General features: G+C 64.7%; 16 protein-coding genes and 1 tRNA gene. 10 read left to right on the top strand and 7 right to left on the bottom strand.

The genetic code is table 11. The annotated features are described in order from the left end of the window. Positions 1-7: 7 nt before the first annotated feature. The gene (locus tag ACRCUN_RS25300) at positions 8-1471 is read right to left on the bottom strand and encodes a wax ester/triacylglycerol synthase family O-acyltransferase (RefSeq protein ID WP_462144362.1); all 1464 of its coding nucleotides are present in this window, start codon (positions 1469-1471) and stop codon (positions 8-10) included. Positions 1472-1597: 126 nt separating this feature from the next. After that, entirely contained in the window at positions 1598-2080 is a 483-nt protein-coding gene (locus ACRCUN_RS25295; protein ID WP_462144361.1) for a group I intron-associated PD-(D/E)XK endonuclease, read from the bottom strand. Positions 2081-2111: 31 nt separating this feature from the next. On the opposite strand from ACRCUN_RS25295, the gene ACRCUN_RS25290 reads away from it, so the two are divergent. From ACRCUN_RS25290 to ACRCUN_RS25265, 6 genes are all read left to right on the top strand, one after another. After that, positions 2112-2184, top strand: a tRNA-Arg gene (locus ACRCUN_RS25290). A 277-nt stretch (positions 2185-2461) separates the two neighbouring features. Then, positions 2462-2902: an MmpS family transport accessory protein gene (locus ACRCUN_RS25285; RefSeq protein WP_462144360.1), complete on the top strand. Its 441-nt coding sequence runs from the start codon at positions 2462-2464 to the stop codon at positions 2900-2902. After that, positions 2899-5754 carry an MMPL/RND family transporter gene (locus tag ACRCUN_RS25280; RefSeq protein WP_462144359.1) on the top strand — a complete coding sequence of 952 codons (2856 nt, stop codon included), beginning with the start codon at positions 2899-2901 and terminating at the stop codon, positions 5752-5754. Before ACRCUN_RS25285 ends, ACRCUN_RS25280 begins: the two co-directional genes overlap by 4 nt. A gap of 593 nt (positions 5755-6347) precedes the next feature. Further along, positions 6348-7889, top strand: coding sequence for an amino acid adenylation domain-containing protein (locus ACRCUN_RS25275; RefSeq protein ID WP_462144358.1), 1542 nt, complete (start codon positions 6348-6350; stop codon positions 7887-7889). After that, a complete protein-coding gene (locus ACRCUN_RS25270) occupies positions 7886-8773 on the top strand; it encodes a DMT family transporter (protein ID WP_462144357.1) in 888 nt (295 codons plus the stop codon). Before ACRCUN_RS25275 ends, ACRCUN_RS25270 begins: the two co-directional genes overlap by 4 nt. Positions 8774-8815: 42 nt before the next feature. Further along, positions 8816-9301, top strand: a complete 486-nt coding sequence (locus ACRCUN_RS25265) for a DinB family protein (RefSeq protein WP_462144356.1) — start codon at positions 8816-8818, stop codon at positions 9299-9301. Between the two features lie 77 nt (positions 9302-9378). Here the strand turns inward: ACRCUN_RS25265 and ACRCUN_RS25260 are convergent, their stop codons facing one another. Both ACRCUN_RS25260 and ACRCUN_RS25255 read right to left on the bottom strand, forming a co-directional pair. After that, on the bottom strand, positions 9379-10098 hold the full coding sequence (locus tag ACRCUN_RS25260; protein WP_462144355.1) for a sensor domain-containing protein: 720 nt from the start codon (positions 10096-10098) through the stop codon (positions 9379-9381). Next, positions 10058-10654, bottom strand: a complete 597-nt coding sequence (locus ACRCUN_RS25255) for an Rv2240c family protein (protein ID WP_462144354.1) — start codon at positions 10652-10654, stop codon at positions 10058-10060. Before ACRCUN_RS25255 ends, ACRCUN_RS25260 begins: the two co-directional genes overlap by 41 nt. Positions 10655-11035: 381 nt before the next feature. Here ACRCUN_RS25255 and ACRCUN_RS25250 point away from each other — a divergent pair, with 381 nt between their 5' ends. The 3 genes from ACRCUN_RS25250 to ACRCUN_RS25240 all read left to right on the top strand — a co-directional run bounded on the left by ACRCUN_RS25250 (position 11036) and on the right by ACRCUN_RS25240 (position 13405). Then, positions 11036-11734, top strand: coding sequence for an MspA family porin (locus ACRCUN_RS25250; protein ID WP_462144353.1), 699 nt, complete (start codon positions 11036-11038; stop codon positions 11732-11734). A 321-nt stretch (positions 11735-12055) separates the two neighbouring features. Beyond that, positions 12056-12745, top strand: coding sequence for an MspA family porin (locus tag ACRCUN_RS25245; protein WP_462144352.1), 690 nt, complete (start codon positions 12056-12058; stop codon positions 12743-12745). A 9-nt stretch (positions 12746-12754) separates the two neighbouring features. Further along, complete coding sequence (locus tag ACRCUN_RS25240; RefSeq protein ID WP_462144351.1) at positions 12755-13405, top strand: hypothetical protein; 651 nt, start codon at positions 12755-12757, stop codon at positions 13403-13405. Positions 13406-13870: 465 nt separating this feature from the next. On the opposite strand, the gene ACRCUN_RS25235 is transcribed toward ACRCUN_RS25240, so the two are convergent. Beyond that, entirely contained in the window at positions 13871-14254 is a 384-nt protein-coding gene (locus ACRCUN_RS25235) for a hypothetical protein (protein WP_462144350.1), read from the bottom strand. Between the two features lie 173 nt (positions 14255-14427). On the opposite strand from ACRCUN_RS25235, the gene ACRCUN_RS25230 reads away from it, so the two are divergent. Further along, on the top strand, positions 14428-15180 hold the full coding sequence (locus tag ACRCUN_RS25230) for an enoyl-CoA hydratase (protein WP_462144349.1): 753 nt from the start codon (positions 14428-14430) through the stop codon (positions 15178-15180). Between the two features lie 7 nt (positions 15181-15187). Here ACRCUN_RS25230 and ACRCUN_RS25225 read toward each other — a convergent pair whose 3' ends face one another. Together ACRCUN_RS25225 and ACRCUN_RS25220 are read right to left on the bottom strand one after the other, a co-directional pair. Next, a complete protein-coding gene (locus tag ACRCUN_RS25225) occupies positions 15188-16381 on the bottom strand; it encodes a dihydrolipoamide acetyltransferase family protein (protein ID WP_462144348.1) in 1194 nt (397 codons plus the stop codon). Continuing rightward, complete coding sequence (locus ACRCUN_RS25220; protein WP_462144375.1) at positions 16378-17391, bottom strand: alpha-ketoacid dehydrogenase subunit beta; 1014 nt, start codon at positions 17389-17391, stop codon at positions 16378-16380. Before ACRCUN_RS25220 ends, ACRCUN_RS25225 begins: the two co-directional genes overlap by 4 nt. Positions 17392-17414: the final 23 nt, after the last annotated feature.

Here is a 17414-nt window from a genome sequence, read left to right as displayed (position 1 = left end):
GCTGGACTCACTGCGTGGAACTCCCGTCCGTGGTTGTGGCGCTGAACGAGGCCGGGGCCGCGCGGCCGTCACCGCCCAGTGCGAGCACCTCGTCGAAACCTTCCAACAGGCACCGGGCGAACAACGGCTCGTCGGTGATCGCGGCACGGTCGTAGCGGGCGGTGACGGTGATGTAGCCCGATCGCGAGATCAGCACGACCATCATCGCAACCCCGGGCAGCGGTCCAAGCCCGTAGTGCCGCAGGATCTTTGCCCCGGTGATGTAGGTGTCACCCGCGAAAACCGGGACGTTGCTGGCCTGTACGTCGGAGTTGACCACCGAACCGGCCATCGATTCCAGGAACGTGTCGGGCAGCAAGCTGAGCACCGGCGCGATCGCTCCGACCACGTCGATGGCCCGCTCTTCGCGCTTACTGGTCATCTGGGATCGGACTGCCTTGATACGGGTTTCGGCGTCGGTGATGCCGATCGGCGCCGCCAGGTTGACCCCGGCGAACCGGTTGCCGCCCGCCGCGTCATCCTCCGATCGCAGATTCACCGGCACCGCCATCGGGAGCGCTTGCACCGGAATGCCCTTGGCGTCGTGATAGCGCCGCAGGGCACCGCACAATCCGGCCAGATACGCGTCGTTGATCGAACCGCCCGCCGCCTTGGCGGCGCGGTGCAGGTCACCGAACGGTATGTCGATCGCCTCGCTTCGCGACGCGAGACTGCGCCGCCGCAGGAGCGGTGAAGGGTCGGCCGCCGGTCCCATCACACGCGCGCCCGACATCGCGTAATCCACCACACCGCTGACTGCCGAAACCGGATCGCGCACGACCCGGGTAGCGGCGCGCGTCGCACCGCCGAGCGCACCGAGCAGGCCGCCTGCGATCGAGCCCGGCAGCCGGTTGATGCCTTGCCGCATCAGGTCATTGGGTGACAAGTCTTGCGGGATCGGCAGCGGCGGAGGCGCTTTCGGCTCCGGATCTCGCTCCAAATCGTAGATGCTGGCGAACATCTCGACACCACCGACACCATCGGTCACGGCGTGGCTGAGATGCAGAATCGTGGCGGCCCGCCCGTCGGCCAGGCCTTCGACGAGCGTCGCGCTCCACAGCGGCCGCGAAATATCCATCGGGGATTGCATCGCCACCTCGGCGAGGTCGAGAACCTCGCGCAGGGTGCCCGGCTCCGGTACCCGCGCGCGACGCACGTGATAGTCGAGATTGAAGTCCGGGTCGACGACCCAACGCGGCGCCGCGGTAGGCAACGTCGGCATGACCACTTTCTGGCGCAACCGCAGAACCTTGCGCGAGGCGATGTCGAAGCGGGCCCGAAACCGTTCCCAATCCGGAGTGGTGTCGAGGATCTCGACGCCCATGATGCCCGAGCGGGTCCGTGGGTTCGCTTCCCCGCGATGCAGCAGCTGGTCGACTGCACTCAGCTCCTCGGGCAGTCCGGCCGCGTCCAGCTCCGGCACGTCGCTCATAGCGTGGTCCCTCTCCCCTCACCTGGCCGCCAAGTGCAGCGTCCACGCTAGTCCGCTACCGATGGTCACGACGTGCCTTTCATCGCTGTTACACGAACCACGGCATCAGTGCGACGAGGTTCTCGCTCAGGCCGACGTCCCGTCACTGAAGTCAGCGGGAATCTTCGAGGGCAGCACACGGAACGCAGCAGCGTCCAACACTCCCCTCCGTTGACCGTTTTTGCTGGGCGCAATCCGCAGCGTGACGGAATAACCGTGCGAGGCAGGCCGCACGTAGTAACACTCATCTGTTTCGGGACAATAAATGCACACCAGGTCGATCGATTCCCGGTCGATCAGCGAAATATGTGTTCCGTTGCGATCTGCCCACGTAGACGCGAACTTCACAGTTATTGCTCCTGCCCGGGCCGACCGATACTTCACTGAGAGCCGATGAAACTCTCCGTCCCTATAAGCGACCAGATCGAACGGGGCATGTTCTGTCGCCGGAAACAGGACTGTAAACCCCTTGCCGGCTAAGTCGGCGTGAGCCTTCGCCACACCGAGGTCACCCTTGTCTTTCGTGTGGTGCTTCGCCATCAGCTCAAGAGTAATGGACGACTCGTCCATCGGTCTGCCGTTCAGTTAGGGTTAGTGGGCCGCCTCCGTAGCTCAGCGGATAGAGCAGCCGCCTTCTAAGCGGTTGGTCGCAGGTTCGATCCCTGCCGGGGGCGCTTTTTCGTTGCATAACGTCGGGCCGCTACGGGGCACCGACGCACATTCCGGACCGGTCAGCCCAACGTGACAACGCCCAGGACGCGGTCGTGGTCTGCCCCCCGCCCTGCCTTGGGAGGGACAGAAAATTCCACCTGAGAGCAAACTGTGAGGAAGATCAACCTTCCTTAATGGAACGTTGTCGATCCACTACTGGACTGTTACGTTCAGCCGAGCGGTTCCGCGGCCGGAAGGGGTTCCGGCCTGGCGTGTGCCGGCCGGAAAGGTGGTTTGCCCGTGGCTGGGCTTCTTCGGGTCCTGGCGCGGTTCTGGATCCCGCTGGTCTTGGTTGCCGTACTCGCGATCAGCGGTCTCGCGATGAACCGGAGGCACGGAATCTTCGGCACCCACATCAAGTCTGGCGCCGCACCGGCCGCAGGCGATGACATCGTCGAGTTCAATCCCAAACGCGTCGTCTACGAGATCGAAGGCCCCAGCGGAACCAGCGGTCACGTTAGCTATCTGGATGCCGACGCCCAACCGCACACGGAGAGCTTCTCCTCACTGCCGTGGCGGCATGAGGTCGTAACCACGTTGCCGACCGTGTTCGCCAACCTCGTCGCGCAAGGAGACAGCGACGTGATCACCTGCCGAATCGTCGTCAACGGAGAAGTCAGAGATACCCAAACGGTGAACCAGCACCACGCCCAAGCCTTCTGCCTGGAGAAAGCGGCATGACCGGCCAGCACCATTCCTCACATGCCGGGATCGCCCGCGTCATCCGCGTCGCCGCAATTCCGATCATCCTCATCTGGGTCGCGATCGTCGTTGCCCTCAACTCGCTCATCCCCCAGCTCGAGGTCGTCGGCCACGAGAACTCGGTTTCGCTGTCACCGCAAGACGCACCCGCGCTCGTGGCGATGAAGAAGATCGGCGAGCGCTTCAATCAATTCGACTCCGACACGATCGCCATGGTCGTGCTGGAAAGCGAGCAACCGCTCGGCGACGAAGCCCATCGCTACTACGACGAGCTCGTCCGCACACTCGAGGCCGACACCGAACACGTTCAGCACGTACAGAACTACTGGGGCGATCTGATCACCGCGGCGGGCTCGCAGAGCACCGACGGCAAGGCCGCCTACGTTCAGGTCAACCTCGCTGGCAATCAGGGCGAGACACTGGCCAACGAATCGGTGGCCGCGGTGCGCCAGATCATCGAGGACTCGAACCCCCCGGCAGGCGTGAAAGCCTATGTGACCGGCCAGGGTCCGCTGACCACGGACATGAACGAGGCCGGCGACAAGAGCATGATCACGATCACGTTCGTGACGATCGCCGTGATCGCCGTGATGCTGCTTGTGGTCTACCGGTCGATCGCCACGACGCTGCTGATGTTGATCATCGTCCTGCTCGAGATGTCGGCCGCGCGTGGCGTCGTCGCAGCCATCGGACATGCCCATCTACTCGGCCTGTCGACGTTCGCCGTGAGTCTGCTGACCTCGTTGGCGATCGCGGCCGGAACCGACTATGCGATCTTCCTCGTCGGACGCTATCAGGAGGCCAGACAGAAGGGCCAGGACCGAGAAGATGCCTACTACACGGCATTTCACGGCGTCGGGCACGTCATACTCGGATCGGGACTCACGGTCGCGGGCGCCATGCTGTGCCTGCACTTCACCCGCCTGAACTACTTCAGTTCGATGGGCATCCCCAGCGCCATCGGCATGGCCGTGGTGGTCCTGGCCTCGCTCACGCTTGCCCCCGCGGTGCTCGTGGTGGGCAGCCGGTTCGGACTCCTCGACGCCAAGCGCAAGATCCGGTCGAGGGGCTGGCGCAAGGTCGGCACCTCGGTGGTGCGCTGGCCGGTGCCCATCCTCACCGCGGCCATCGCCATCGCGCTGGTGGGCCTGCTCGCACTGCCCGGTTACCAGACGTCCTACAACGAACGGCTATACATCCCGCAGGACCTGCCGTCCAACGTCGGATATGCCGCTGCCGAACGGCATTTCACCGCGGCGCGCATGAATCCCGACCTGCTGCTTGTCGATGCCGGACGCGATCTGCGCAACCCCGCGGACATGATCGTGCTGGACAAGATCGCCAGAGAGTTGATCCGCGTCCCCGGTGTCGCGCGCGTGCAGAGCATCACTCGTCCGCTGGGCCGTCCGATCGCGCACAGTTCGGTGCCGTTCCAGGTGAGCATGCAGTCGGTGTCGATGACCGAGAACCTGCAGTTCCTCCGCGAGCGCATGGGCGACATGCTGACGATGACCGACGATCTGGGCCGGATGGTCACGATCATGGAGAACATGCTCGGGATGATGAACCGGATGACCGAGATCACCCACGAGCTCACCGCGACCATGACCGAGATGGAGGCCAACACCCGCGAAATGCGCGATCACATCGCGAATTTCGACGATTTCATGCGGCCGATGCGGAACTACTTCTATTGGGAGCCGCACTGCTACGACATTCCGGTGTGCAACGCGATGCGGTCGGTGTTCGACGGGCTCGACGGCATCAACGACATGAGCGACAGCATCACCGAGTCGATGAAGAACATGACCGAGATGGATCAGCTGATGCCCCAGTTGGTGGCCCAGCTGCCACCGATGATCGCGATCTCGAAGAGCATGCAGGCCACGATGAAGACGATGTACAGCACGTTTAACGGCCTGATCGACCAGATCAGCAAGATGACCGATACGGCATCGGTGATGGGACAGGCCTTCGACGACGCTCGTAACGACGATTCGTTCTACCTGCCGCCGGAGGCGTTCGACAACCCCGACTTCAAACGTGGGCTCGAGTTGATGGTCTCGCCGGACGGGCAAGCCGCGCAGTTCATCATCACCCACGACGTCGATCCCGCCACCACCGAAGGCATTTCGCACGTCGACCCGTTGCTGCAGGCCGCCAGAGAGGCCATCAAGACCACTCCGCTGGCCGATGCGAAGATCTACCTGGGCGGCACGGCCGCGACCTATAAGGACATCCAGGTCGGCGCTCAATGGGACCTGCTGATCTCCGCTGTCGGCGCGATCACCTTGATTTTCATGGTGATGTTGCTGATCACCCGCGCCTTGATCGCCTCACTCGTGATCGTGGGCACCGTGATCCTGTCGCTGGCGGCATCATTCGGCCTTTCGGTGTTGGTGTGGCAGTACCTGCTCGGAATCGACCTGCACTGGATGACGCTGGCGTTCTCGGTCATCGTGCTGCTGGCCGTCGGATCCGACTACAACCTCCTCGTGGTGTCCCGAATGAAGGAGGAGATCGCCGCGGGTATCAACACCGGAATCATCAGGGCCATGGGCGCCACCGGCGGCGTGGTCACCGCGGCCGGCCTGGTGTTCGCGTTCACGATGGCGTCGATGGCCACGAGCGACCTGATCGCGATCGGACAGGGCGGCACCACGATCGGACTCGGTCTGCTGTTCGACACCCTCGTGGTGCGTTCATTGATGACGCCGTCGATCGCCGCGATCCTGGGCCGGTGGTTCTGGTGGCCATTGCGGGTGCGGCAGCGCCCGGCACGTGTCCGACGCGATGACACCACGCCAATACCGATTGCGAACCCGTCATGAGGGGAAGTGAATACTGTCTGCTCATATGAGCGTGTCAGGATTCCGAGAATGGCCTGATGCCGAGGAACCGGACCGCATCCGCCGCTATCCGATCCGCCGAACGTACAGCCCCTGCCCGCGACTTGTGCCGTATAACTTTGTTGAGCATGGCGAGAAACGGACGTTGAGTTGCTGTGGCCACGTTCCTACATAATTCATACAGTGAATGCGATCATGATCGCGACGCGAGGAATTGCTGTAACTCACCGCGGCAGCCAATCGTTAGCGAGGCGAAATAGACGTAACAGCGAATGGCATCGATACTCGACATAAAAACCCCGGCTAAGCTACGGTTAGCTTTGTCAGTTTCCGTGTGGCACAAGGAGCACGCGCGTGCAGAGTCCGTAACCACTCGCGGGGCTGTCGGCAACTGACAGCTGACTTTCACCTCGACCCGGCTTTTACGTCGGACAAATCGAGCACCATCAGTAATTCACATTCCGCATTCGACCTGCCGGTAGGTAAGCGTCGAGCGGATATCCATTCGGCGAGAATTCCACGTCCCGCCACCACGATTTCTCGTGCGCAAAAACTCCGCGTCTAAGGACCGTCCAGTGCTGATTCACGCAATGTTCAGGGCGCAAACCCTCCGCACCCCCGACGTCATCGCCGTTATCGGCGGCGAGAGCGCCCTGACGTACGCAGAACTCGATCGCCTCACCGACGCCCTGGCATGCCGACTTCAACTCGCGGGAGTACGCCCCGAAACGGTGGTCGGTTGCTGGTCCCATGACTCGCTGTCCACGGTGGTTCAGATGCTGGCTGTACTGAAGGCCGGCGGTGCCTACCTCCTGTTGGATCCGCAATTGCCGGCAGAGCGCCTGCGCAACATGATCGACGACAGCGATCCGACGTGCATCCTCTCCGACAAGCGGCCCCCTGCCAGCTTGACCGGCAAGCGCACGACATTGCTGATGGCCGAACTCCTGCAAGGATTTTCGCGCGCTGCCGGGCCCGTCCCGGCCGCCGGAGTAGCGCCCGACAATCTCGCGTACGTCGCATATACGTCGGGCTCGACGGGCCGCCCCAAGGGAGTACTCATCACGCATGCCGCGTTGAGCAATCACGCGACATCATTGCGCAAGCAGCTCGAGCTGCGACCGGGTGATCGGCTGCCGATGATGGCCCCTGCGACCTTCGACATGGCGACCGAGGAGATCTTGCCGCCCCTGGTGTCGGGGTGCACCCTGGTGGACGCGCCGCATCAATCGCCGTCGATGCGCGAGTTCACCGAGGACATCCTGGCCGACGGTTACACCGTCCTGAACATTCCGGCACCACTGTGGCACCAGTGGACGACATATCTGCAGCAGTCCGGCAGCGCCGTTCCCCATACCCTGCGGTTGGTGATCGTCGGCAGTGACAAGATCTACACCGCGAAGTTCCAGGAGTGGATGTCGCTGCCCGGCGCCGAAAACGTTTGGTGGGTGGCTGCTTACGGCGTGACCGAGGCGACTGTGACCTCACTCCTTTATCTCACGGCAGCCCGAGACGATCTGCGTGACGAACCGCTGATGCCGATCGGCGCGCCCCTCGACAACGTCACTGCCTACGTTGTCGGTGACGATGGTGAGCTCGCGGAACCGGGTGAGGTCGGCGAGCTGTACATCGGAGGCGTTGGCATTGCGCGCGGCTACTGCAATCTGCCGGGAAAGACGGCGGAACGGTTCGGGCACAACGCCTTCGACCCGATTCCCGGGGCGCGGTGCTATCGGACCGGAGATCTGGTTCGCCAGCGTATCGACGGCGCCTTCGTGTGGATGGGCCGGCGCGACTCCCAAATCAAGATTAACGGTCTACGAATCGAACCGACCGAGATCGAGGCCAGCATCCATGATCACCCGGCCGTCGGGGAAGCTGTCGTGGTGTTCAAACCGCCCACCGTCGACGGCGACCGGGGAAGTCTCGTCGCCTTCGTCGAAACCGCGGGCGACAGCGTGATCGACGTCGAAGCACTCCGTGCCTTCCTGACGGCCCGGTTGCATCCGCTGATGCTGCCCGACGAGATCGTCGTGCTGGACCGTATCCCCCTCAACCCGAACGGCAAGATCGACCGCGCGGCGCTGCTGGCCCACAGGTTCCAAGAGGTGTCATGAGCGGCACCCTCGCGGTCTTCGCCATCGGCGCGTTCGCGGCCGTCGCGCTCGGCGTCGCGGACTTCTTCGGGGCCCGCGCCTCCAAGAACATCGGCCCGGTGACCGCAGCTTTCTGCGTGCAAGCCGTCGGTGCCGCCGCCTACGGCGTCTGGTACGTCGCCAGCGGCATCGGATTCCCACAGATGTCCACAGCCACATGGCTTTACGCATTCGCCGGCGCACTGTTCATGGGTGCCGGAATGTGCACCCTCTACCTCGCCTTCGAACACGGCCCCGTCAGTCTGGTCAGTCCCCTGAGCGCCGCCTATCCCCTGGTAACAGCCGCCGTCGGCGTGCTGTTCTTCCACGCAGCGCTCAGCCCCGCCGAGTGCGGGGCCGTTGTGGTGATCGTGCTCGGTGTCATGCTGGCGTCGGGCCTGTTCGGAGTCGAGAAGACCGAACGCAGAGTGACCACCGGCCCACGCCTCGCACTCCTCACGACTGTCCTTTGGGGTGCGGCCTATCCCTTGCTCGGCCAGGCGGTGAACACCTCGGGGTCGCAAGCCGTCACGCTCGTTCAACTCATCACGATGGTGCCGGTGCTCGGTGTCCTCCTCGTCCTGCGGCGCAAGCAGGAAGGGCTGGCACCGGTGCTCGTGGCACAGTGTGCGCGGAGTCCGATCATCCTTGCCGCGGGAACCCTGCAGATGCTCGCCATCCTCGCCATCAACATCGGCTATGGACTCGACCAGGCCGCCGGGACGATGGTCGTGACGACATCCGCGGCCTATCCGGTCATCACGATTCTGTTGGCACTGCGCCACTTCGACGAGCGCGCCGACACAGTCGCACTGGCCGGCGCCGGTCTCACCATTGCCGGAGTGCTCGCGCTGCACACGTTTTGATGCCGCTACCGCAGCGCGTTCCAGACTGGCTACTGTCCTCACATGGCACGGCGACGAAACGACATGCCTCCGCCCGCCACGGGTGGCAGCGAGCGCGACGTTCTTCTCGGGTTTCTCGATTACCTGCGCGAGTGTGTGGTCGCGAAGGTGCAGGGCACGCCCGAACCGCAGGTCCGTGAACCCGGTGTGCCGTCAGGTACGAACCTGCTAGGACTGCTCAACCATTTGATCAATGTCGAGAGGTTCACGTTTCTCGGCGAACACGTCGCCGACTGGCCCGCAACGTTTCGCGCTTCCGGCGACAGCACCGTGCAGTCGCTGACCGCTGAATACGAGCGGGTTACCACCCAAGCCAACGAGGCCATCGCGTCCTGCGCGGATCTGGAGGCACCGTGTGCGCGCCCCACCCGCCAAGGCAAACCACCGTCCATGCGGTGGGCGCTCACTCACATGATCGAAGAGACCGGCCGCCACGCAGGGCACATGGACATCCTGCGGGAGCTCATCGACGGGTCGACCGGCCGTTGACTGTCCATTTGCAGCCGAGCGTGGGCCTGGTGCACGGGATCGGGCCCGATGTCGCGCGCAGGCCCCACGGTCGGCGACTACCTGCGCAGCGACGCCTTGATGGTATCCGCGACCATCGCGGCCTGAGTGACGGTTTCCGACGCGGGTTTGCAGGCCTGGACATCGATGATCACGTTCGACTCAACGGCCAGCACCCGTTGGCATGACCGCGTCTGCTCGCCCGTTCCGCGGGTGAACGGCATCGACAGTTGGTTGTCGGTCTCGGCCAGCGCCCCGCTCTTCCACTTGGGTAACTGCTGGCCGTTGAGGTTGATGTTCACGTTGTGGTCGGCACACTTCGACCAGCGATCGGCGGATTGCCGGTAGAAGTCACGGGCATCCTGCTCCGACGGGTAGGAGACCACCGATTGCACGACGAGGTTGTCCCAGCTGTCGGTGTCCGGTGAGCGAAACAACTGCTGACGCAGCGCGTCCCACCCGTCCCCGTATATTGCCGCCTCGTTAACCTGCCATACCCCAAGGCAATTGAGGTTGGGCAGCAGATTGCGGTGATCGCCCATCGTGGTCACCATCGCGTGTGGCGTCATCCCGGTGGTCGCCATCAGAGTGTTCATCTGATCGGTGCTGAGCAGCAGTCCGTTGAGATCCGCGTCGCCGACGACAGTGGGCGCCGCATCGACGTTCTCTTGTCCCGCACACCCGGTCAGCCCCATCAGCAGGATGACGAGGGCAGCCACGCAGCGCAGTCGGTGGCGCTCAGGCATGCGTACCGGCCAGCGCACACGCCATCTGGGCATTGTGGGCATCGTCGTTGAGCTCGCTGGCAGTCACATTCAGCGTGTCGCCACTGCCCCGCAACCCCATCTTCAACAACAGCTTGGTCGCGTCCACCGACCAGGCGCGCATCGGACTGGCGATATCGGGTGACAGCCCCGGTGTCCCGGCCGCATTCATGGCCTTCGCCGCCGATTCGCGCAGGGCGGTACGACCGCTCACGTTCGTGGTGCTGACGACCGGGTCCGAGTAGTCGGGGCGGGCGCTGCCGTCGATCGTGTCCGCGAAGTCCCCGTAGAACACCGATGCGTTGTCGAGCGCCTCGGCGAACAGTGAGCACGCCGCGACCGCCGCCGGGTCGGCCTCACCGGCAGGCACCGGGCCCGCGGCCATCGGATCGGGCGCCGGGGCTGCAGGTGCTGCCGGCGCAGGTGCTGCGGGCGGCGGGGCAACCGCGCCCGCTTCGGTCTGGACGACGGCGTCCGGATCGGCAGACGCGGTCGGCACTGCGGCGATCCCGATGCCCAGCGCGATACCGAACACGGCCAGGCCGTGCGCATACAGGTCTGACGACCTCACCTAGTCCTCCAAAAGTCCAACTGCCCGCGCGCGATTCATGCATCGCCGCGACATTGCTCCCATACCGTCGGCGCAATACGTTTCGCAAAGGTGAACGGCGGCGAAACGGTCGTCCTCCGCCCGCCGTCCATTGCGTGGCCGAAGCCTCACACCGCACTGTTGAATGTATTACGTTGGTACGCAGTCAATTAGCAGGAAGTTCACAGGATCCGGAAACCCCTGCCAGATGGGAATGTGGCGCGACGTGTTGGCGCTTTGTTCACCGTTTCGAAATGCGATCCGTTCATGATTCGTCGCGACAGATCCCATGAATCCCTTGGCTTCTCCGAAATTGTGTCGGCCCCAGCGGATTCAGTCCCCATGAGAGGCGCAAGTTCACGCATGTTGAATCGTTTTGCCACCCTGGCTGCAGTCTGCATGTTGGCCCCGATCGCGGTGGCCCCGCTTGCGTCAGCCGAACCCGTACCCCCGCCGCCGGATCCGGCGGCGCCGGTCGCCGCGCCGGCACCGCCCGCACCCGACACCGGCGCAGTGCCATCGGCGCCTCCTGGGGTCCTCGACACCCCGGACGGCTGGCACGTGACCGTCGCGGGCAGCAATGAGAGCCAGTTGCCGGTGGCGCCGCTGACCACCGCAGTGTCCTCGCGCGAATACCTGGTGGCGGGCACGTTCACCGGCACGATAACCGGTTCCGGCAAGACCAAACTGACCGGCGGAACGCTCGAAGCCGGGCAGCAGATCGGTTGCGGGATCGTTTCCGACGAGACTGAAATCAACCCGGGCGCAAGCTTTTCCCCGTCCATCAGGGTGCCGTTCACCGGCGCCGCCACCGATGTGGGTTTCGGTACCGGCATCAACCTTCAGGGCAAGGTGTACCTCAAGCCGGGCACCGTGACGATCGTTCCAATCGACAAGAAGACCTTCAAGGGCGATTCCACCCGCGTCACCATCACCGGCGTGCGCATCAAGTTCGACCAGTGCGCCGGCCAGTCGTTCATCCGGTCGTATGCGACGCTCACCGCGTCGACCGAGAACACCGACGATGTCATCACCTATCTCGGTGTCACCAAGGCCGTCTGACACCACCGGAATTCGGAGCGTGGTTGAGCCAGGTTTGCCTGGCTCAACCACGCTTTTTGCTCATCGTCTTTGAATACATTGCGAATCAGCGGTATTCGGGCAGTGTGCCAACTGTGGCCGCTCGCAGTCCATTTGCAGGAACATCACAGCTCCAGCATGCCCATTGGACGGTCGCGCGGCCTGATCTGTTGCCCGACAGTTCACCGTTTCGCAACGCCATCCATACATGATTCGTCGCGACAGATCCCTTGAATCCCTTGGCTTCTCCGACATTTCGTCGATCCAGCGGATTCAGACCCCATGAGAGGCGCAAGTTCACGCATGTTGAATCGTTTTGCCAAACTGGCTGCAGTCTGCATGTTGGCCCCCATCGCGGTGGCCCCGCTTGCGTCAGCCGAACCCGTACCCCCGCCGCCGGATCCGGCGGCTCCGGTCGCCGACGCCCCACCACCGCCGGACAACGGCATCGTCGCGTCCGCCGAGCCAGGCGTGGTCACCACACCTGACGGCTGGACTCTGACGGTCGCGGCATCCAATGAAAGCCAGCTGCCCGTGGCGCCGTTGACCACCGCCGTGTCCTCGCGTGAGTACATGGTGGCGGCCACCTTCACCGGCAGTGTGTCGGGGTCGGGCGAATCCACGCTTACCGGTGGAACATTGGACACGGGCTATCAGATCGGCTGCGGTATCGAGCTCGGCCAGGTCCGCCTGATCGGTTCGGTCGGCCTCAGCACCTCCGGATCCACGCTCGGCGGCCTGATCCCGACGGGACTGAGCGTTCCGCTGTCCGGAACCCTCGAGATCCACCTCAAGCCCGGCACCGTGAACAACGTCTCGGTGACCAAAAAGTCCTTCAAGGCCGCGCCCGTCCGGGTCACCATCAAGGACGTCCACATCAAGCTCGACGGGTGCGCCGGCCAGTCCTTCCTGCGGTCCTACGCAATCCTGACCAGCTCGACGACAGACACCGACGACGTCGTCGCGTACTACGGCGTCACCAAGGCAGTCTGAGGTAATCCCGTGAAGCCGACACACCGCATCATGGCGGCCGGCATCCTGGCGCTCGGCGCGGCGGTCGCCTCATCGGCGGCCGCCAGTGCCGAACCAGCCCCGGATGCGCCCGCCAATCCGGCGGTTCCAGTGCCCGCGCCACCACCACCCGGCCCGACGGTTCCCGGGATCGGTGCTCCGTTGGGCCCCAACGGACTTGCGCTGCTGGAGCAGACCGGGACACCGACCGCAGGCCCGCTCGGCCTTCCCGAAGGCGTCAGCCTTGATCCGAAAAGCCTGCTCGCCCAGAACGCGACTCCGGGCGGACCGCCCGGCGCGCCGCCCAACCTGAGGGCGTTCAACAACGGCTACGTGCTGCCGCAGAACGAGGTGCCCTCGGCCCCCGGTCAAGGTTCGGTGGTGGGTGTGGCACCGGGACAGGAGAGCGCCGACATCTCCGGGATCGACTACATCAAGCAGTTGCACGAGCTGTACAAGAACGGCAACCTCCGGGGCTCACTTCTCGGCCAGCTCCCCAAGGAGCAACTCGGTCAGCCCTTGCCCGGCACGGCACCGCCGCCAGGAACCAACGTGCCACCGGGCCTGGTGCAGTACCTGCCCGAGCCCGGGCCGCCGGTCGACCCGGCGGCACCGCAGGCCCCGGCACCACCCCTCCCCTGACCGGCCTACCGGCCCCTCCTGTGACCAGGCATAAAATGCAGGAGACGGCCGGAGCCGCCGGTGAGAGCGACAGCACGAGATCCGGCCGCCGGGAGGATCGCCATGCTGACGCTGTCAGCGTCAACGAAACTCATTGCGACCGCGATTTTTACGGTTGCCTACGCGACGCCTGGAGGTTTGGCGGCGGTTGCCGCCGCGGACCCAGTGGTGGGCGGTGAGTCGGCGGACGCGATCATCGACGGCCTCGAGAGCGAGGGCTACCACGTCGAGATCAACTGGGTCGGCGGCCGAAGCACGATGCCGTTGACCGAATGTGCGGTCAGCGCGATTCACAACCCCGACCGCTCGGCACCGCCCACGCCGAAGTCATCGATAACGGTGTACGTCGACGTCTCATGCCCAACGAACCCGATGATCCAGGGATCATCTTCGGACCGCCCGGCCCGTTCAGCTGAACACGCGTCCTCAGACAGCACCGGCATTCGCGACGGTCGTCGTCGCATAGGGATTCGTCATCGTGGTGGTCGCGGGCTCCGAGCTAGTCGCAGGCGGCGCTTGCGGTGCAGGAGGGATGATCGCGGGTTCGGTCAGCTCGCTCGTGGTTACGGGAACCGGGTGCGTCATCCACGAGGACGTCGTGTGCCGGGTGATCGACGCGGTAGTCACCGTCGAGGTCGTCGTTTCGTGCGGCAGGACCGGCAGCGTCGACTGATGCGACGTCATGAAGACGGCGAATGCGAGCAGGCCGATCACCAGCAGGCCACCGACGCCCGCGACAACCATGGCCCAGTCCGACTCGTGCCACGGGGTCTGCTCCGCCACCTCCTCGTCGGGACTGGTATCCAGCATGAAGACATTGTCCCCCAACGACATACGCAGTTGTTCAGGCGGCAGCTGACGGCCAGGTGAAATCTCACCCATCCGCGTCGGCACTGTCGTAGGAGTGACACCAGCGACGGCTCGACGTGCCCTGCACTACCGCTACCTACTGCGGCGGCGCGACTGGAACTAGGCTGAGCGTCGTGTCAGAATCCGTATTGGTCGATCTTGTCGACCGTGTCGCAGTGATCACTGTCAACGATCCCGACCGCCGCAACGCGGTGACGTTCGAGATGTCGGCCGCATTGCGCGCCGCAGTCGAGGCAGCGGAAGCCAATTCGGATGTACATGCAGTCATCGTCACCGGCGCAGGCAAAGCGTTCTGCGCGGGTGCGGACCTCACCGCGCTCGGTGAGGCGACCGAGGAGGGTCTGCGCAAGATCTACGACGGCTTTCTGGCAGTTGCCCACTGCTCGTTGCCGACCGTAGCGGCGGTCAACGGCCCCGCGGTCGGGGCGGGGCTGAATCTTGCGCTCGCCGCCGACGTACGCATCGCCGGGCCGTCCGCCTTGTTCGATCCGCGGTTCCAGAAGCTCGGCATCCATCCTGGCGGTGGCGCGACGTGGATGCTGCAACGCGCTGTCGGACTTCAGGTGGCCAGGGCGTCGCTGCTGTTCGGCATGCGATTCGATGCCGAGGCGGCCGTGCGCCACGGCCTGGCGCTCAGCGTCGCCGACGATCCGGTGGCCGCCGCACGCGAACTCGCCGCCGGCCCGGCCGGTGCGCCGCGAGAGGTCGTGCTGGCGACCAAGGCGTCGATGCGGGCAACGGCGAATCCCGGCGTCATCGACTCGGATCAGCACCGCATCGCGGTGGACATCGAGATCGGTCCGCAAGCACGGTCTATCGAATCGCCCGAGTTCGCAGCGCGTTTGGCCGCCGCCAAGCGCAAGTAGCAGCCCGCTACAGGTCCATCAACGCCAGTTCCGGTTCTTCGATCAACTGCCGCAACTCACGCAGGAACGCCCCCACCTGCGCACCGTCGGCGATGCGATGGTCGAACGCACAGGTGAGTGACATCGTCGGGCGCGCAACCACCGTCCCGTCGATGACGACGGGCCGCGGCTTCAGCGAACCCATACCCAGGATCGCGGCCTCGGGGTAGTTGATCACCGGCACTCCGTCGTCCATGCCCAGTGCGCCGAAGTTCGACACCGTGAAGGTGGATCCGGCCAGCTCGGCCGGTTTGAGTGTTCCGGCCCGGGCACCCTCCACGAGTTGCGCCACCATGCCGGCGAGTTCGCGGGTGGTGAGGCGATCCGCGTCACGCACGACGGGAACCAGCAGCCCTCGCGGTGCGGCCACACCGAATCCGAGGTGCACCGAAGGGTGCTGATGAATCTCTGGCCCATTCGTGGTTTCCACCCAGGTCGAGTTCAGGATCGGATGGTGGCGCAACGCGATTGTGAGCAACCGCAACGTCAGGACGAACGGCGTGACCGGCAGCTCGGCGTCGGTGGCCCGGATCGAATCCCGCAGCCGCAGCAATGCCGAACCGTCCACGTCGACACGGGTATGTGCATCGGGAATTTCGTGGCGGGACAGGGCCATTCGGCGCGCCATCTCCGCTTGGACACCGCGGACATCGCGCAGTTCCGAACTGCCCGCTGCGGCAAGCACATCGTCACGTGTCACGATGCCTTCCGGACCGGAGCCAGGGGTCAGGGTTTCCAGGTCGACGTGCAGTTCGGCGGCCAGCTTGCGTACCGGCGGTTTGGCGCGGGCACGTGTGGCGGGTGGCGTGGATGGCGCCGGGGCACGTCGGCTGACGTCCATGGCGTCGTCGGTGCCGTACCCGACGAGCACCGGCTTGCGGGGTGCGGCGGCTCCGTTGGTGGCCGCCGGTGCCGAGTTTTCAGCGGTGCCGATGCGGGCCAGCAGCGCACCGACGGCGAGCGTGTCTCCCGCTGCACCGCCGAGCTCGAGCACCTGCCCTGCGTAGGGGCTCGGAATCTCGACCTCGGCCTTGTTGGTCTCCACTGTGCACAGCGTCTGGTTCAATTCGACGGTGTCGCCGACCGCGACGTTCCAGCTTGTGATGGTGGCGTCCTGGAGTCCCTCGCCGAGATCGGGAACCAGGAACTCCTTGCCGGTCACGGCTGCCCCATCGCGCGCTCGACACAGTCGAGGAGCCGGTCGACGCCGGGAAGCCACACTTTCTCGAGCCTGGCCGGCGGGTACGGTGTGTCGAATCCGGTGGCGCGCAATACCGGAGCCTCCAAGTCGTAGAACATCTCCTCGGAGATCCGCGCGGCCAGTTCCGCGCCGAAGCCCAGAGTCCGCGGGCCCTCGTGCATCACGACGGCGCGGCCGGTGCGACGAATCGAGTCGGCGATCGTGTCGAAATCGAGCGGGTTGAGCGTGCGCAGGTCGACGACCTCGAGACTCCAGCCGCGTTCGGCGGCCAGCTCCGCCGCGTTGAGCGCGGTGGCGACCAGCCCACCGTAGGTGAGCACCGTGACATCGGCGCCGGTGCGCCGCACCGCTGCCCGCCCGATAGGCAGACCCGGTGTACTGGTGTCGACGGGTTCCCTGGCCCAGTACCGCCGTTTGGGCTCCAGGAACATCACCGGGTCTGGGCAGGTGATCGATTGTCGCAGCAGCCAGTAGGCGTCGCTCGGCGTGGAGGGCACCACCACTTTGAGTCCCGCTGTGTGCAGCCAATAACTTTCGGTGGATTCGGAGTGGTGCTCGACGGCTCCGATCCCGCCGAAGGACGGGATTCGCACGGTCACCGGCATGTCGATATCGCCGTGGGTGCGCATGCGGTACTTGGCCAAATGGCTGGCGATCTGGTCGAACGCCGGGTAGCTGAAGCCGTCGAACTGTATTTCGGGAACCGGGATGAATCCCCGTATCGCGAACCCGACCGCGATCCCGATGATCGCCGATTCCGCCAGCGGCGTGTCGAAACACCGTTCAGCGCCGAATGTTTCGGTCAGACCGTCGGTGACCCGGAAGACCCCGCCCAGTGTGGCGACGTCTTCGCCGAAGACGAGCACGCGATCGTCGGCGGCCATCGCGTCATGCAGGGCCCGGTTGATCGCCTGCACCATGGTCAGTTCGGTCGTAGCCGGCGGTGCCGGCAATCCGACCTGTGTGAGCATCGGCTCCCACGGTTCCGGCGAAT

This window comes from Mycobacterium venezuelense (assembly GCF_054919535.1).
Note: the sequence above shows the minus strand (reverse complement) of the source record. Positions and strands in the feature narration are given on the sequence as shown.

Excerpts from the sequence above, each read along its gene's own strand:
- ACRCUN_RS25295 (WP_462144361.1), bottom strand. The coding sequence starts at position 2,080 with ATGGACGAGTCGTCCATTACTCTTGAGCTGATGGCGAAGCACCACACG.
- ACRCUN_RS25235 (WP_462144350.1), bottom strand. The coding sequence starts at position 14,254 with ATGCTGGATACCAGTCCCGACGAGGAGGTGGCGGAGCAGACCCCGTGG.
- ACRCUN_RS25280 (WP_462144359.1), top strand. The coding sequence starts at position 2,899 with ATGACCGGCCAGCACCATTCCTCACATGCCGGGATCGCCCGCGTCATC.
- ACRCUN_RS25250 (WP_462144353.1), top strand. The coding sequence starts at position 11,036 with ATGTTGAATCGTTTTGCCACCCTGGCTGCAGTCTGCATGTTGGCCCCG.
- ACRCUN_RS25265 (WP_462144356.1), top strand. The coding sequence starts at position 8,816 with ATGGCACGGCGACGAAACGACATGCCTCCGCCCGCCACGGGTGGCAGC.
- ACRCUN_RS25260 (WP_462144355.1), bottom strand. The coding sequence starts at position 10,098 with ATGCCCAGATGGCGTGTGCGCTGGCCGGTACGCATGCCTGAGCGCCAC.
- ACRCUN_RS25245 (WP_462144352.1), top strand. The coding sequence starts at position 12,056 with ATGTTGAATCGTTTTGCCAAACTGGCTGCAGTCTGCATGTTGGCCCCC.
- ACRCUN_RS25300 (WP_462144362.1), bottom strand. The coding sequence starts at position 1,471 with ATGAGCGACGTGCCGGAGCTGGACGCGGCCGGACTGCCCGAGGAGCTG.
- ACRCUN_RS25270 (WP_462144357.1), top strand. The coding sequence starts at position 7,886 with ATGAGCGGCACCCTCGCGGTCTTCGCCATCGGCGCGTTCGCGGCCGTC.
- ACRCUN_RS25220 (WP_462144375.1), bottom strand. The coding sequence starts at position 17,391 with ATGCTCACACAGGTCGGATTGCCGGCACCGCCGGCTACGACCGAACTG.